This window comes from Kineosporia mesophila (assembly GCF_021129235.1).
Classification (GTDB): Bacteria; Actinomycetota; Actinomycetes; order Actinomycetales; family Kineosporiaceae; genus Kineosporia; species Kineosporia mesophila.
This window is the reverse complement of sequence record NZ_JAJOMA010000002.1, coordinates 213,437-228,578: the sequence shown is the minus strand read 5'-3', so window position 1 is coordinate 228,578 and position 15,142 is coordinate 213,437. Positions and strand designations below refer to the sequence as shown.

Below are 15,142 nucleotides of genomic sequence, written 5' to 3'. Positions count from 1 at the left end.
CATCCGTGGGGGTGCTCACAGGTCGCCTCCGTATCCCTCTTCGGTACCGGTCTTGCCCAGGTACGCCTCGATGACCCGCGGGTCGGACTGGATCTCGGCGGGCAGCCCCTCGGCGATCTTCTGGCCCTGGTCGAGGACCGTGACCCGCTCGCTGACCTTCATCACGACGCTCATGTCGTGCTCGATGAGCAGGATCGAGACGTCGCGGTCGTTGCGCAGCTTCCGGATGAACTCGACGAACTGGGCCGACTCCTGCGGGTTCATGCCGGCGGTCGGCTCGTCGAGCAGCAGCACCTTGGGCCGCAGGGCCAGGGCCCGGGCGACCTCCAGACGACGCTGGTCACCGTAGGAGAGGTTGCGGGCGTAGTCGTCGGCGGTCTTGCCGATGCCCATGTAGTCGAGGAGCTCGCGGGCGAACTCGCGGGCCTCCTTCTCCTCGCGGCGCTGGCGCGGGGTGCGCAGCACCGTGCCGAAGATGCCCGACTTCAGGTGGCTGTGCATCGCCACCATCACGTTCTCCTCGGCCGTCATCAGGTTGAACAGCCGGATGTTCTGGAACGTGCGGGCCAGGCCCTGGGAGGCGATCTTGTGCACCGGCAGGCCGGTCACGGTCTTGCCGTCCAGGGTGACGTTGCCCGTGGTCGGCCGGTACAGACCGGTGAGCACGTTGAAGAACGTCGTCTTCCCGGCGCCGTTGGGGCCGATCAGGCTGACGACCGATTTCTCGGGCACGGTGAACGAGACGTCGTTGACGGCCGTCAGACCGCCGAACTGCACCGTGATGTGGTCGGCCTGCAGGGCAGGCGCAGCCGCCGCCACCGGGGTGGTCGGCTCGGACGCGGTGGTGGTCATTTCTTCGTTCCCTCCGCCGCGGTGTTCTCGGCTGTGCCTTCCATCTCGGCGCCCAGCGACTCGATCTCGCCGCGTTCGGGCTCCTGCAGCACCTGCTTGGTGCGGGTCTCCGGGATCAGGCCCTCGCGCCGGAACAGCATGAACAGCACCAGCACCGCACCGAAGATCAGGAAGTTGTGCGACGCGAAGTTCACGTTCGAGCCGGTGGCGTCGTTCCAGACGTTGCCCAGCTGGGCCAGGCCGGTGGAGTTGATCCAGGCCAGCACCAGGGCGCCGACCGTGACGCCCCAGACGTTGCCCATGCCGCCGAGCACGACCATGGCGAGCAGCGTGATGGAGACCGAGAAGTTGAACCGGTCGGCCAGCACGCCACCCACGTGCGTGGCGTAGCAGACGCCACCGATACCGCCGAAGGCCGCGCCGACCGCGTAGGCGGACAGCTTGATCCGCATCAGCGGCACGCCCATCATGCTGGCGGCCAGCTCGTCCTCACGGATGGCCAGCCAGGCCCGGCCGAGCCGGCCCTCACGGATGCGCAGCGAGACGAACATGGCCACCGCGAGCAGGAACGCGAACACGATGAACTTGAACGTCAGGTCGAACGTGCCGATGGTCGCGGGCACGCCCGGGATCAGCTGGAACGGGCCGGTCGGAATCTGGTCGATACCGGTGATGCCCTTGGTTCCGTTGGTGATGTTCCACTTGCCGTCCGGGCCGACGTGCTCACCGTTGCGGAAGACCTCCGGCAGGATCTCGCCGAAGCCCAGGGTGACGAGCGCCAGGTAGTCGCTCTTCAGCCGCAGGGTCGGGGCCCCGATGATCACGCCGGCCAGGGCGCAGACCAGGGCCGCGATGATCAGCACGAGCCAGAAGTTGATGTGGATACCGCGGTCCTGGCCGGGCAGCGGGTGACCGAAGATGTTGACGCTGAGGTTGGCCCAGGCCGGGGTGACCTGGTTGGCGAACGGTGCCATCAGCCAGCCGGCGACGTAGCCGCCGATACCCCAGAAAGCCACGTAACCCAGGTCGAGCAGACCCGAGTAACCGACCACGATGTTCAGGCCGAGCGCGAAGATCGCCCAGATGACTGCCTCGTTGACGGCCGTCATCGGGAGCCAGTTGTTGTAACCGGTGCGGAAGTCGCCGTTGGTCTCCGGCAGGATCCACTGGTTGAACGAGAAGACCACGATCGCGAGGATCAGGAAGCCGAGCGGCCAGCCGAAACGGGACGCGAACGAGGTCTTGGGAGCGGGGGGTTTCACCACCGGCGGGGCGGCGGGAGTTGTGGTCGACATCGGCTACACCTTCTCGGTCGTCGGCGAGCCCAGGATGCCCTCGGGCTTGAACACCATCAGCAGGATCAGGACGGTGAACACGACGGTCATCGACCACTGCTGGCCGAGGAGCATGCCGTCGTTCAGGCTGGACAGGATGCCGAGCAGGAATCCCCCGAGCACCGCGCCCTGAAGGTTGCCGATGCCGCCGAGAACCGCTGCGGTGAAGGCGATCAGCCCGAGCCGGAAGCCCAGGTTGTAGTTGCTCGTGCCGACGGACTGCAGGTACAGCAGACCGGCGGCGCCGGCCAGGCCGCCACCGAGCGCGAAGACGAAGGTGATCGTGCGGTCGACGTCGATGCCCATCAGGCGGGCGGCGTCCTGGTCCTGGGCCACGGCGCGCATCGCCTTGCCGGCCCGGGTGCGCTGGACGATGTAGACCATCAGGAGCAGCAGCGGGATGGTGATGGCGATGACGGTGACGGTCGTGTAGGGCACCCGGACGTCACCGATGTTGAAGCCGTCGTCGCCGAACATCGTCGACCACTGCTTCGGTGCCGAGCCGGTCATGAACTGACGCTGGCCGAACCACTGGTACATGAAGCTCAGGCCGACCGCGGTGATGAGGGGCGCCAGCTTGGGGGCCCGCCGCAAGCGGCGGTAGGCCACGCGCTCGGCGGCCACGTTCACCAGGGCTGCCGCCGCCATCGAGATCAACAGGGCCAGCGCCACCGCACCGACCGCGCCGAAGCCGAACGAGTCGACGTTGAACAGGCTCACGCAGATGATGCCGGAGAGCACCGTGGCGAGCATGAAGAGGTCGCCGTGGGAGAAGTTGATCAGCTCGATGATGCCGTAGACCATCGTGTAGCCGAGGGCGATCAGCGCGTACAGCGCGCCGTTGCCGGCTCCGGCGACGATCAGGGACGCGAACTCCTGGGGACTCTTGATCGCCTCATACAGCACCCAGACGACGACGGCTGCGACCAGCAGCAGTCCCAGGGCCGATACGGCGGTCTCCCGAGGAAGCCGTCGTGGCTTCACCTCGGACGCGGCTATCGCGGTTTGGGTCATGGATGGCTCTTTTCGCGGATGGCGAGGGGTGCGGGGCGGACTGGGAGCCTGACGCGGACCGGGTGGGGAGCCTCCGTCCTGGAGACCCCCCACCCGGATGGCACGTCAGGTCACTACTCGACCGGCTGAGCCTTGAGGAACTTCTGCTCGCCGTCCTTCTCCTGCAGCACGGAGATGTCCTTGGCCGTGGTGTCACCGGTGGCCGGGTCGATCTTGATGTCCTTACCGGTGGCCGAGTCGGCCGCCGGGATGGTCACGCCCGCACCCTCGAACACGGCGTCCCGGACGCCCTTCTTGGTGCCGTCCGAGTTCTTGATGGCCTCCAGGATGACCTGGACGCCGGCCACGCCGTAGAGCGCGTAGCTGGTGCGCGGTCCCTGGCCGTACTTGGCCTCGTACTTCTTCAGCAGGTCGGCGGCCGCGCCACCCTGCTTCTGGAGCTGCTCGGTGGCCAGGCCCGCGAAGGTCGCGTAGAGGCCGACGGCCTGCGGCTGCTTGTCCAGGGCCGGGTAACCGGTCCAGCCGTCCGGCACCATGAACTTGACCTTCTCGTTGTCCCCGAGGACCGAGACCTTGTCCTTCAGCAGCTGACCACCGTTGAGGTCGTAGATGCCGCCGACGTAGATGCAGTCGGGGTTCATGCCCTTGATCTTCTGGAACAGGGCCGTGTAGTTCGGGGCCTTCTCGTCGTACGCCTCGTTACCGAGGATCTTGATGCCGTTCTTCTCGGCCTGCGTCTGGAAGGCCTTCGCGATGCCCTGACCGTAGGTCTGGTTGTCGTTCAGGATGTAGCAGCTGGTGACCTTGAGGTCTTCCTTGGCGAAGTCGGCCGCCGCGGTGCCCTGGTAGTCGTCGGTGGTGACCACGCGGGCGAAGCTCTTCTTGCCGCTCGGCGCGTAGAGCTCCGGCTCGCCCGGGTCCCAGGTCTTCGTCAGGCCGGGGTTGGTGGCCGCGTGCGAGACCTGCAGCATCGGGCCGTTCGGGTCCTGGTTCAGCACCGGGGCCTCGAGCTTCGAGCAGCCGGAGTTGAACTCACCCATGACCGCGACCTCGGTGTCCGAGGCCACGTGCTTCTGGGCGTTCGCCGTACAGGTGGCGGCGTCCCACTGGCCGGCCGTGGCCGTGGAGTTGTCGTACTTCTCGAGCTTGATGGTGTAGTCGCCGACCTTGTTGCCGATCGACTCCAGGTACAGCTCGATCATGTTGTTGGTGTCGGTCGAGGCGTCCGCCGAAGCTCCCTGCAGCGGGAGGTCGGTCGCGATGGTCAGGGTCTTGCCTCCACCTGACTCAGCCCCGTCGGACGAGCCGCCACCACATGCAGCAATGCCCAGCGTGGCAACCGCGACGATGGCCAATGCGCGAACCGGTTTCCCCATGTCCTACCTCTTCCCCACGGCCTGAGCCGATCGCTCTGACGCTGATGGGTGGGGAAATTACCACTGCGATGTGACGCCGGAAGGGTGGTTGTTCTTGCCAAAGGTCAAGGCTCGGCAACGATTCCCGGCGCTTTGACACTTTTGGCGGATGGTGTTCGGTCAGAACACCTTTAGGGGGGTCCCCATGTTTCCGGGGAGTTTCCGGCTTGAGCAATTCTTTGAGCTGCCCGAAACAAAGGTTTTTAGGACGGGTTGAAAGTCCGTTCGGGCAACCACCCAGGGGACAGCCTATTCATCCCATCAATTCAAGTGTCCTAACGGGCGGGCAAAGCAGAACGTCCCCGGGATCGGAAGATCCCGGGGACCAATTCTGCGCCGAGTGGTCGGCGCTCGCGTGATTTGAACCTGGTGGAAACGGATTGTCACCGGGGCGATCTGCACGCCCGGGCGTGTCCCGCCTGCCGTCGGCCGACCTCAGCCGTCGGTGCCGGACGCGATGACCGCAGAGGCCACGTCCTTCATGGTGAGCCGCTTGTCCATCGAGGTCTTCTGGATCCAGCGGAACGCCTCGGGCTCGCTCAGGCCGTACTTGGTCTGGAGCAGGCCCTTGGCCCGGTCGACGAGCTTGCGGGTCTCGAAACGCTCGGCCAGGTCGGCGACCTCGGCCTCGAGCGCCGCCAGCTCGCCGTGACGGCTCGCCGCGATCTCCAGGGCGGGCACCAGGTCGGCGGCCGTGAAGGGCTTGACCACGTAGGCCATGGCGCCCGCGTCCCGGGCCCGCTCGACCAGCTCGCGCTGGGAGAAGGCCGTCAGCAGCACCACCGGCGCGATCCGGGCGCTGACGATGCGCTCGGCCGCGGAGATGCCATCGAGGACGGGCATCTTGATGTCCATCACGACCAGATCGGGCTTGTGCTCCGTGGCGAGCTGCACGGCCTCCTCGCCGTTGCCGGCCTCGGCCACGACGTTGAAGCCGTTCTCGCGGAGCATCTCGACGATGTCCAGCCGGATCAGGGCCTCGTCCTCGGCGACGAGAACCGTACGTTCCTTGGAAGCAGCCGGCGCGGGGACGTCGGCCGCGCTGGGCTCGGGCACCAGCAGGCCGGACCCGTCCGGGGTGGTTTCAGTGGATGAGTCGCCAGCAGTCATAAAGCTCAGGGTAGCTATCCACAGGGCGTCAGGAGCAAGCAGGTCGGCAGCTGTCGGGCATGGTCAGTGTCACGTCAGCCGTCACGTCAGCCGTCACGTCAGCCGTCACGTCAGCCGTTCGGGCCGCGGGCGGCCCGGCCCATCGCCCGGCCCGGCTTCCGTTAAACTCACCCTCGCGGCGGAACGGAGCGGTCTTTCGTCCCGCCCTGCCCCCTGCCGGGTTGGTGGAATGGCAGACACAGAGCACTCAAAATGCTCCGTCCGAAAGGGCGTGCGGGTTCGAATCCCGCACTCGGCACAGCTGAGGCCCGCTCCCCTCGTGGGGAGCGGGCCTCATGCATGTCCAGTCGTGGTCGGACCGTGGATCAGGCCACCGTGGTTCAGGCCTTCGACGACGCGCGACGGTAGGCCGGGGCGACACCGCTGACGGCGTCACCGATCCGGTGCACGCGCATCGCGTTGAGCGAGCCCGGGATGCCCGGAGGAGCACCGGCCACGATGACGACCAGGTCGCCCTCGGAGCACTTACCCGACTTCATCAGTTCCTGGTCGACCTGGAGCACCATCTCGTCGGTGTGCTCGACGACGTCGGTGAGGTAGGTCTCCACGCCCCAGACCAGGGTGAGCTGGGCGCGCACGGCCGGGTCGGGCGTGAAGGCCAGCAGCGGGATCGCCGAACGCAGCCGGGCCATCCGGCGGGCGCTGTCACCCGACTGGGTAAACGTGACCAGGTACTTCACACCCAGCAGGCGACCGGCCGTGGCGGCGGCCAGGGTCACGGCCCCACCGGTGGTGGACGGCTGCGTGCCCAGCGGAGGGATCCGCTCCAGGCCGTGGTCCTCGGTGCTGGTGATGATGCGGCCCATCGTCTGGACCGCCTCCAGCGCATAGTTGCCCACGCTGGTCTCACCGGACAGCATCACCGCGTCGGCACCGTCGAGGACAGCGTTGGCGCAGTCGGACACCTCGGCCCGGGTCGGGCGCGGCATGTCGATCATCGACTCGAGCACCTGGGTGGCGACGATGACCGGCTTGGCCAGGCGACGGGCCAGGGAGACGGCCTGCTTCTGGACGATCGGCACGTCTTCCAGGGGCAGCTCGACGCCCAGGTCGCCCCGGGCGACCATGATCGCGTCGGAGGCCCGGACGATCTCGTCCAGGTTCTCGATCGCCTGCGGCTTCTCGATCTTGGCGATGATCGGGAGGCGGACGCCTTCCTCCGCCATGATCACGCGGACGTCCTCGATGTCCGCGGCCCGCTGGACGAACGACAGGGCGATCATGTCGGCGCGGAGCTTCAGGCCCCAGCGCAGGTCTTCCTTGTCCTTCTCGGACAGGGCCGGGACGCTGACCAGCGTGCCGGGCAGGTTGATGCCCTTGTTGTTCGAGGCCTTACCACCGACCTCGACCGTCAGGACGACGTCGTTGTCCTTGACCTCCTTGACCCGGAGGCTGAGCTTGCCGTCGTCGATCAGGACGACGTCCCCGGCCTTCACATCGCCGGGGAGGCCTTTGTACGTGGTGGAGCACCGGTTCACGTCACCCAGGATGTCGTCCGTGGTGATCGTGAACTCGGCCCCGTTGACCAGGGTGACCGGACCGTCGGCGAACCTGCCGAGGCGGATCTTGGGTCCCTGGAGATCGACCATGACCCCGACCGCTCGGCCTGAGGCCTCGGCGGCAGCCCTGATCTCTGAGTACATCTTCTCGTGGTCCGCATACGAGCCGTGGCTGAGGTTGAGCCGGGCGATATCCATCCCGGCATCGACGAACTCTGCCAAACGACCTTGCGTAGACGGGCCCATAGTGCAAACCATTTTGGCGCGGCGCATGTCACAGAGCTTAGCCGGGAGCCCGGCGGGAGATTCATGCCCCGGTCGGCCTCTTGCCGATGTCGCAAAGACCTTCATCCACTGGTCATCCGGCAGTAGACGGGCGGCAGACGCACCGCCGGGGACGAACACGCGTACCCCGGCCACCCACCAGGGGTGCCGGGGTACGCGTCAGCCAGGCCGTCAGACCGTCAGCGGCCTGGCGGTCGGTGGGATGGCCGTGGGGAGCGTGGTGGATCCGGACAGCCAGGTGTCCACCCCGGCCGCGCAGGAGCGACCCTCGGCGATCGCCCAGACGATGAGCGACTGACCCCGGCCGGCGTCACCGGCCACGAACACCCCGGGCACGCTCGACATGTAGTCGTTGTCACGTGAGATGTTGCCCCGCGGGTCCAGATCGACACCCAGCTGCTCGACCAGACCGGGCTTCTCCGGGCCGGTGAAGCCCATCGCGAGCAGCACCAGCTGAGCCGGGATCTCCCGCTCGGAGCCCTCGACCGGCGTGAACCGGCCCTCCTTGAACTCCACCTCGACCAGCTTGAGCGCCCGCACGCGACCGTTCTCGTCGCTCAGGAACTCCTGCGTGCTGGTCGCGTAGACCCGCTCGCCACCCTCCTCGTGCGCCGAGGCGACACGGAAGAGCATCGGGTAGGTCGGCCACGGCTGACCGGTCGGACGCTCCTGCGTCGGGCGCGGCATGATCTCCAGCTGCGTGACCGAGTTCGCGCCCTGCCGCAGGGCGGTGCCCAGGCAGTCGGCGCCGGTGTCACCGCCACCGATGATGACGACGTCGAGGCCGTCGGCGCGGATCTGGCCCTCGATCTCCTCGCCGAGCGCCACCCGGTTGGCCTGGGGCAGGTACTCCATGGCCTGGTGGATACCTCCGAGTTCCCGCCCGGGGGTGGGAAGGTCGCGCGCCGTGGTGGAACCGACCGCCAGGACGACCGCGTCGTACCGGTCGCGCAGCTGCTGGCCGGTCAGCTCGGTGCCGACGTTGACACCCGGGCGGAACCGGGTGCCCTCGGCCTCCATCTGCGCCAGACGGCGGTCGATGACGGCCTTCTCCATCTTGAACTCGGGGATCCCGTAGCGCAGGAGCCCACCGATCCGGTCGGCCCGCTCGTACACGGCCACGGTGTGACCGGCCCGGGTGAGCTGCTGGGCGGCGGCCAGTCCGGACGGACCGGAACCGATCACGGCCACGGTCTTCCCGGTCAGGCGCTCGGGCGGCATCGGCTGCACCCAGCCGTTGTCGAAGGCCCTGGCGATGGTGGTGACCTCGACCTGCTTGATCGTCACCGCGGGCTGGTTGATGCCCAGCACGCAGGACGACTCACAGGGCGCCGGGCAGAGCTTGCCGGTGAACTCCGGGAAGTTGTTCGTGGAGTGCAGCCGCTCGATCGCCTCGCGCCAGTCGTCGCGCCAGACCAGGTCGTTCCACTCGGGAATCAGGTTCCCGAGCGGACAACCGTTGTGACAGAACGGGATACCGCAGTCCATGCACCGGCCGGCCTGGCGCTGCAACTGCCCCTGGTCGGTGGACTCGTAGACCTCTTTCCAGTCCATCAGCCGGATCGGCACGGGCCGGCGGACCGGCAACTCACGCTGGCGGGTGTTGAGGAACCCCCTCGGGTCAGCCACGGGAAGCCTCCATGATTCGCGACCACACCTCGTCGGAGTCGAGGTCGAGTCCTTCTGATTCTGCTTGTGTACGAACGGACATGACCCGCGCGAAGTCACGCGGCAGGACCTTGGTGAATCGCGTCAGCGCGGTGTCCCAGTCCTGCAGCAGGCGCCAGGCCACCGCCGACTCGGTCTCGTCGCGGTGCTTGCTCACCAGCAGGCGGAGCCGCTCGGAGTCGGCACCCTCGACCGGCACCAGGTCGACCATGTCCGGGTTGACCCGGCCCGCCCGCAGGTCGAGCACGAACGCCTCGCCGCCGGACATGCCGGCCGCGAAGTTCCGGCCGGTGCGGCCGAGAACGACCACCACGCCACCGGTCATGTACTCGCAGCCGTGGTCGCCCACACCCTCGGCGACCACGGTGGCGCCGGAGTTACGCACGCAGAAGCGCTCGCCGACCTGGCCGCGCAGGAACATCTCGCCGCTGGTCGCGCCGAAGCCGATGACGTTGCCGGCCACGATGTTCTGCTCGGCCGAGTAGCTGGCCGCCGCGTCGGGCCGTACGACCACCCGGCCGCCGGACAGGCCCTTGCCGACGTAGTCGTTGCCGTCGCCCAGCAGCCGCAGGGTGACACCCCGCGGCAGGAAGGCGCCGAACGACTGCCCGCCGGAACCGGTCAGGGTGATGTCGATCGTGTCGTCGGGCAGGCCCTTCTCACCGAAACGCTTGGTCACCTCGTGGCCGAGCATGGTGCCGACTGTGCGGTTGACGTTGCGCACCGGCACCTCGAACTTCACCGGCTCGCTGCGCTCGAGGGCGTCGGCCGCCAGCGAGATCAGCGAGTGGTCGAGGGCCTTCTCCAGGCCGTGGTCCTGCACCGTGGTGCGCTTGCGGGACGGGCCGTACATCGCCGTCGGGGACGCGAGCAGCGGGCTGATGTCCAGGCCGGACGCCTTCCAGTGCTCGACCGCGGCGGTGGTGTCGAGGGTCTCGACCTCACCGATCGCCTCTTCCAGCGAGCGGTAGCCCAGGGCCGCCAGGTGCTCGCGGACCTCCTCGGCGATGTACTCGAAGAATGTCTCGACGAACTCCGGCTTGCCGCTGAACCGCTCGCGCAGCTCCGGGTTCTGGGTGGCGATGCCGACCGGGCAGGTGTCGAGGTGGCAGACCCGCATCAGGATGCAGCCCGAGACCACCAGCGGGGCGGTGGCGAAACCGAACTCCTCGGCCCCGAGCAGCGCGGCGATGATCACGTCACGCCCGGTCTTCATCTGGCCGTCGGCCTGCACCACGATCCGGTCACGCAGCCCGTTCAGCACCAGCGTCTGCTGGGTCTCGGCGAGGCCGAGCTCCCAGGGCGCGCCGGCGTGCTTGAGGCTGGTGAGCGGGGCCGCACCGGTACCGCCGTCGTGACCGGAGATCAGTACCACGTCGGCGTGGGCCTTGCTCACACCGGCCGCGACCGTCCCGACCCCGACCTCGGCCACGAGCTTCACGTGCACGCGGGCTTCCGGGTTGGAGTTCTTCAGGTCGTGGATCAGCTGGGCGAGATCCTCGATCGAGTAGATGTCGTGGTGCGGCGGCGGGGAGATCAGGCCGACGCCCGGCGTGGAGTGCCGGGTGCGGGCCACCCAGGGGTACACCTTCTGACCCGGGAGCTGGCCGCCCTCACCGGGTTTCGCCCCCTGCGCCATCTTGATCTGGATGTCGTCGGCGTGCGTCAGGTACATGCTGGTGACGCCGAACCGGCCCGAGGCGACCTGCTTGATCGAGCTGCGGCGCTCGGGGTCGAGCAGACGCTCGACGTCCTCGCCGCCCTCACCGGTGTTCGACTTGCCACCGATCCGGTTCATCGCGATCGCCAGGGTCTGGTGCGCCTCCTGCGAGATCGACCCGTAGGACATGGCGCCGGTGGAGAACCGCTTGATGATCTCGGCGGCCGACTCGACCTCGTCCAGCGGGACCGGCGTGCGCCCGTCCTTGAACGTGAACAGCCCGCGCAGCGTCATCAGGCGCTCGGCCTGCTGGTCGATGCGGGAGGTGTACTCCTTGAAGATGTCGAAGCGCCGGTTGCGCGTGGCGTGCTGCAGGCGGAAGACCGTGTCCGGGTTGAACAGGTGCTCCTCGCCGTCGCGGCGCCACTGGTACTCGCCCCCGGTGGGCAGGCGCTTGTGCAGGCCGCGCTGGCCGTCGGCCGGGTAGGCCATGGCGTGGCGGGCGGCGTTCTCCTGCGCGACCACGTCGAGCCCGATGCCGCCCAGCTGCGAGGTGACGCCGGTGAAGTACTGGTCGACGAGCTCCTGGGAGAGGCCGATCGCCTCGAACACCTGGGCGCCGCGGTAGGAGGCGACCGTGGAGATACCCATCTTGGACATCACCTTCAGCACCCCCTTGCCCAGGCCCTTGATCACGTTCTGCACGGCCTTCTCCGGCGTGATGCCGTCGATGACGCCGTGGCGGACCAGGTCTTCCGCGCTCTCCATGGCCAGGTACGGGTTCACCAGGGCGGCGCCGAAACCGATCAGCAGCGCCACGTGGTGCACCTCGCGCACGTCGCCGGCCTCGACGACGAGGCCGACCTGGGTGCGGGTCTTCTCACGGATCATGTGGTGGTGAACGGCGCTGGTCAGGAGCAGCGACGGGATCGGCGCCAGGTCGGCGGTGCTGTCGCGGTCGGACAGCACGATGAAGCGTGCGCCCGCGGCGACCATGGCCGAGGCCTCGGCGCAGATCTCCGCCAGCCGCTCGGCCAGTGCCTCGCCGCCGCCGTCGGCCCGGTACAGGCCGTGGATCCGGCCGGTGGCGTAGCCCGGCAGGTCACCGTCGTCGTTGACGTGCACGATCTTGGCGAGCGCGTCGTTGTCGATCACCGGCGACGGCAGCACCAGCTTGCGGCAGTGCGCCGGGCTGGCCGAGAGCAGGTTGCGCTCCGGGCCGATCGTGGTGGTCATGGCGGTGACCAGCTCTTCGCGGATCGCGTCCAGCGGCGGGTTGGTGACCTGGGCGAACAGCTGGGTGAAGTAGTCGAACAGCAGCCGCGGGCGCTTCGAGAGCACGGCCACGGGGGTGTCGGTACCCATCGAGCCGAGCGGCTCGGCACCGGTCTTGGCCATCGGCGCGACGATGAGCTTGAGCTCTTCCTCGGTGAAGCCGAAGGTCTGCTGGCGGCGGGTGACCGACTTGTGCGTGTGCACGATGTGCTCGCGCTCGGGCAGGTCCTGCAGGCGGATGCGGCCCGCGTGCAGCCACTCGTCGTAGGGGTACTGACCGGCGAGGGCGGTCTTGATCTCCTCGTCGTCGACGATGCGGCCGTGCTCGGTGTCGACGAGGAACATCTTGCCGGGCTGGACGCGGCCCTTCTTGACCACGGTGGCGGGGTCGAGGTCGAGCACGCCGGCCTCGGACGCGAGAACGACCAGGCCGTCGTCGGTGACCCAGTAGCGCCCCGGGCGCAGGCCGTTGCGGTCGAGGACGGCGCCGATCAGGGTGCCGTCGGTGAAGCAGACGTTGGCGGGGCCGTCCCACGGCTCCATGAACATGGAGTGGAACTCGTAGAACGCGCGGCGGGCCGGGTCCATCTCGGCATGGTTCTCCCACGCCTCGGGGATCATCATCAGCACCGCGTGGGGCAGCGAACGGCCACCCAGATGGATCAGTTCCAGCACCTCGTCGAAGGAGGCGGTGTCGCTGCCCTCGGGGTCGCAGATCGGGAACAGCTGGTCGAGGTCGCCGGGGATGACGTCGCTCTTGAGCGTGCTCTCGCGCGCCCGCATCCAGTTGCGGTTGCCCTTGACCGTGTTGATCTCGCCGTTGTGCGCCATCATCCGGAACGGGTGCGCCAGCGGCCACGACGGGAAGGTGTTCGTGGAGAACCGCGAGTGCACGATGGCCAGCTCGGAGGCGTACCGCCGGTCGGACAGGTCGGGGAAGAAGGGCTCGAGCTGACCGGTGGTCAGCATGCCCTTGTAGACGATGGTGCGACAGGACAGCGACGGGAAGTAGACGCCGGCCTGGATCTCGGCCCGCTTGCGGAGCCGGAACGCGCGGCGCTCCAGGGCCATCCCGACCACGCGACCGGGGGTGGAGGCCACGAAGATCTGCCGGAACACCGGCTGGCAGGCCGCCGCGGTGGCGCCGACCAGGCCCGGGGTGATCGGGACGTCGCGCCAGCTCAGCACGGCCAGGCCCTCTTCGGCCGCGATCCGCTCGATCTGCGCGGTGGCGGTGGCCCGCTCCGCGTCGTCCTGCGGGAGGAAGGCCGTACCCACGGCATAACTGCCCTGAGGCGGGAGCTGAACCCCGAACTGCTCTTTCAGGACCTCGCGGAAGAACGCGTCGGGTACCTGGGTGGTGATGCCGGCGCCGTCGCCGGTGTCGACCTCGGCGCCGACGGCGCCGCGGTGGTCCAGGTTACGAAGCGCCGTGAGGGCGGCCTCGACGATGTCGTGACCGGGCTCTCCACGCATGGTCGCGACGAAGGCGACGCCACAGGCGTCGTGCTCGTGCTGACCGTCGTAAAGGCCCACGGGTTCGGGCCGGGCGGAGTACCGCCGGTAGGGGGAGACCATGATCTGCACCTCGTGGTCGCTTGGGGCTCAGAAGCGGGGTAACGACCCGTGTGCCATGTCGATGATCACCGCGATGAGGGTCAAGCGAGCCGCAAAGATGATCCGCGCAGGGGGACGCCTATGGCCCTCGGGTTGTCGACACTGTAACGGGTCGGTACGGCATTTCGAAACCTTTGTGAAACCTGCGACTTCGCCGATTTTCCCGTCCCATCATGCCCCCTTCACCTGGGGCGATGCCGGGCCGGGCGGTCACCTGACGATCAGCTTCGTTTCACGGCTGTTTCGCCGTAAGACGTACGGTGCAGACCCGTTCCCTCACGCAAACAATCCGGTTTACGCGCCGGATTCCGGTACCGCGGCCCTGGCCTCGTCGCCGGCGTCCTTGCCGTCGGTCCTGGCCCGGTCCTCGGTCTTCTTGCTCTCACCGGCGTCCGCGCCCACGGTGACGGTCTCGTCCGGCGTGCTTGTGGTCGCATCCCCGTCGACGGGCCCGCCCTCGGGAGCCGGGTTCCGGTACAGGGTGGTGTCGCGACCGGGCCGGAGCCGGGACGAGATGATCAGGTAGACGAGGCTGCCGGTGAACAGAAGGATCGATGTCCACACGTTCAGTCTCAGACCTAGGATGTGGTTCGCCTCGTCGATGCGCAAGGTCTCGATGTATCCGCGCCCGATGCAGTAGGTCATCACGTAGAGCGCGAAGACCCTTCCGTGGCCCAGCTTCCAGCGGCGGTCCACCCAGAGGATGAACAGCGCGGCGAGGATGTTCCAGCCGCACTCGTACAGGAAGGTCGGCTCGTAGTAGCCCTTCACCACCGGGTCTCCGGCGGCGTTGCGGATGGCGCGGCCGGCCCCGGTGTCCCACTCGTAGATCTTCAGGGCGAACGGGTTGTCCTGGGTCAGCGGCTTGCCGTAGAGCTCGTTGTTGAACCAGTTGCCCCAGCGGCCGAAGGCCTGGGCGAACAGCAGCCCGGGGGCCAGCGCGTCGGCGAACACCGGCAGCCGGATTCCCCTGCGGCGGCAGCCGATCCACGCGCCGACACCGCCCAGCGCGATGGCGCCCCAGATACCCAGGCCGCCTTCCCAGATGAACAGGGCCTTGACCGGGTCACCGTTCTCGCCGAAGTACTGCTGCGGCGAGGTGATCACGTGGTAGAGGCGACCGCCGACGACCCCGAAAGGCACGGCCCAGGTGGCGATGTCGAGCACCACCGTGGGGTCTCCCCCGCGCGCCTTCCAGCGCACCTGGGCGGTCCAGATCGCCAGGCCGATACCGATGAGGATGCAGAGCGCATAGCCCCTCAGCGGCAGTGGGCCCAGGTGCCAGACGCCCTGGTCCGGGCTCGGGATCGACGCCAGCACAGCGGCGTTCATCCGACGGCCTCCATGTCTTGG

9 protein-coding genes and 1 tRNA gene are annotated in these 15,142 nt (G+C 68.0%); 1 reads left to right on the top strand and 9 read right to left on the bottom strand.

What is annotated here, in order from left to right; genetic code table 11:
* Positions 1-15 precede the first annotated feature (15 nt).
* From LR393_RS04125 to LR393_RS04105, 5 genes are all read right to left on the bottom strand, one after another.
* On the bottom strand, positions 16-852 hold the full coding sequence (locus LR393_RS04125; RefSeq protein WP_231481630.1) for an ABC transporter ATP-binding protein: 837 nt from the start codon (positions 850-852) through the stop codon (positions 16-18).
* Positions 849-2,147, bottom strand: a complete 1,299-nt coding sequence (locus LR393_RS04120) for a branched-chain amino acid ABC transporter permease (protein ID WP_231481629.1) — start codon at positions 2,145-2,147, stop codon at positions 849-851. The genes LR393_RS04125 and LR393_RS04120 overlap by 4 nt, the downstream gene beginning before the upstream one ends.
* A gap of 3 nt (positions 2,148-2,150) precedes the next feature.
* Complete coding sequence (locus tag LR393_RS04115; protein ID WP_231481628.1) at positions 2,151-3,200, bottom strand: branched-chain amino acid ABC transporter permease; 1,050 nt, start codon at positions 3,198-3,200, stop codon at positions 2,151-2,153.
* Positions 3,201-3,313: 113 nt separating this feature from the next.
* Positions 3,314-4,576: a branched-chain amino acid ABC transporter substrate-binding protein gene (locus LR393_RS04110; protein WP_231481627.1), complete on the bottom strand. Its 1,263-nt coding sequence runs from the start codon at positions 4,574-4,576 to the stop codon at positions 3,314-3,316.
* 474 nt (positions 4,577-5,050) lie between these two features.
* The gene (locus LR393_RS04105) at positions 5,051-5,725 is read right to left on the bottom strand and encodes an ANTAR domain-containing response regulator (protein ID WP_231481626.1); all 675 of its coding nucleotides are present in this window, start codon (positions 5,723-5,725) and stop codon (positions 5,051-5,053) included.
* A gap of 215 nt (positions 5,726-5,940) precedes the next feature.
* On the opposite strand from LR393_RS04105, the gene LR393_RS04100 reads away from it, so the two are divergent.
* A tRNA-Leu gene (locus LR393_RS04100) sits at positions 5,941-6,023 on the top strand.
* An 82-nt stretch (positions 6,024-6,105) separates the two neighbouring features.
* On the opposite strand, the gene pyk is transcribed toward LR393_RS04100, so the two are convergent.
* The 4 genes from pyk to lgt all read right to left on the bottom strand — a co-directional run bounded on the left by pyk (position 6,106) and on the right by lgt (position 15,121).
* Positions 6,106-7,557 carry a pyruvate kinase gene (gene pyk, locus LR393_RS04095; RefSeq protein ID WP_269326607.1) on the bottom strand — a complete coding sequence of 484 codons (1,452 nt, stop codon included), beginning with the start codon at positions 7,555-7,557 and terminating at the stop codon, positions 6,106-6,108.
* Between the two features lie 183 nt (positions 7,558-7,740).
* Positions 7,741-9,198 (bottom strand): glutamate synthase subunit beta, encoded by a 1,458-nt coding sequence (locus tag LR393_RS04090; protein ID WP_231481624.1) that lies wholly within the window; start codon positions 9,196-9,198, stop codon positions 7,741-7,743.
* Positions 9,191-13,750, bottom strand: a complete 4,560-nt coding sequence (gene gltB, locus LR393_RS04085) for a glutamate synthase large subunit (RefSeq protein ID WP_231481623.1) — start codon at positions 13,748-13,750, stop codon at positions 9,191-9,193. The genes LR393_RS04090 and gltB overlap by 8 nt, the downstream gene beginning before the upstream one ends.
* A 333-nt stretch (positions 13,751-14,083) precedes the next feature.
* Entirely contained in the window at positions 14,084-15,121 is a 1,038-nt protein-coding gene (gene lgt, locus LR393_RS04080; protein ID WP_231481622.1) for a prolipoprotein diacylglyceryl transferase, read from the bottom strand.
* Positions 15,122-15,142 lie beyond the last annotated feature (21 nt).

Coding starts and splice junctions, on each gene's coding strand:
- LR393_RS04120 (WP_231481629.1), bottom strand. CDS start 2,147: ATGTCGACCACAACTCCCGCCGCCCCGCCGGTGGTGAAACCCCCCGCT.
- LR393_RS04105 (WP_231481626.1), bottom strand. CDS start 5,725: ATGACTGCTGGCGACTCATCCACTGAAACCACCCCGGACGGGTCCGGC.
- LR393_RS04125 (WP_231481630.1), bottom strand. CDS start 852: ATGACCACCACCGCGTCCGAGCCGACCACCCCGGTGGCGGCGGCTGCG.
- pyk (WP_269326607.1), bottom strand. CDS start 7,557: ATGCGCCGCGCCAAAATGGTTTGCACTATGGGCCCGTCTACGCAAGGT.
- LR393_RS04110 (WP_231481627.1), bottom strand. CDS start 4,576: ATGGGGAAACCGGTTCGCGCATTGGCCATCGTCGCGGTTGCCACGCTG.
- gltB (WP_231481623.1), bottom strand. CDS start 13,750: ATGGTCTCCCCCTACCGGCGGTACTCCGCCCGGCCCGAACCCGTGGGC.
- lgt (WP_231481622.1), bottom strand. CDS start 15,121: ATGAACGCCGCTGTGCTGGCGTCGATCCCGAGCCCGGACCAGGGCGTC.
- LR393_RS04115 (WP_231481628.1), bottom strand. CDS start 3,200: ATGACCCAAACCGCGATAGCCGCGTCCGAGGTGAAGCCACGACGGCTT.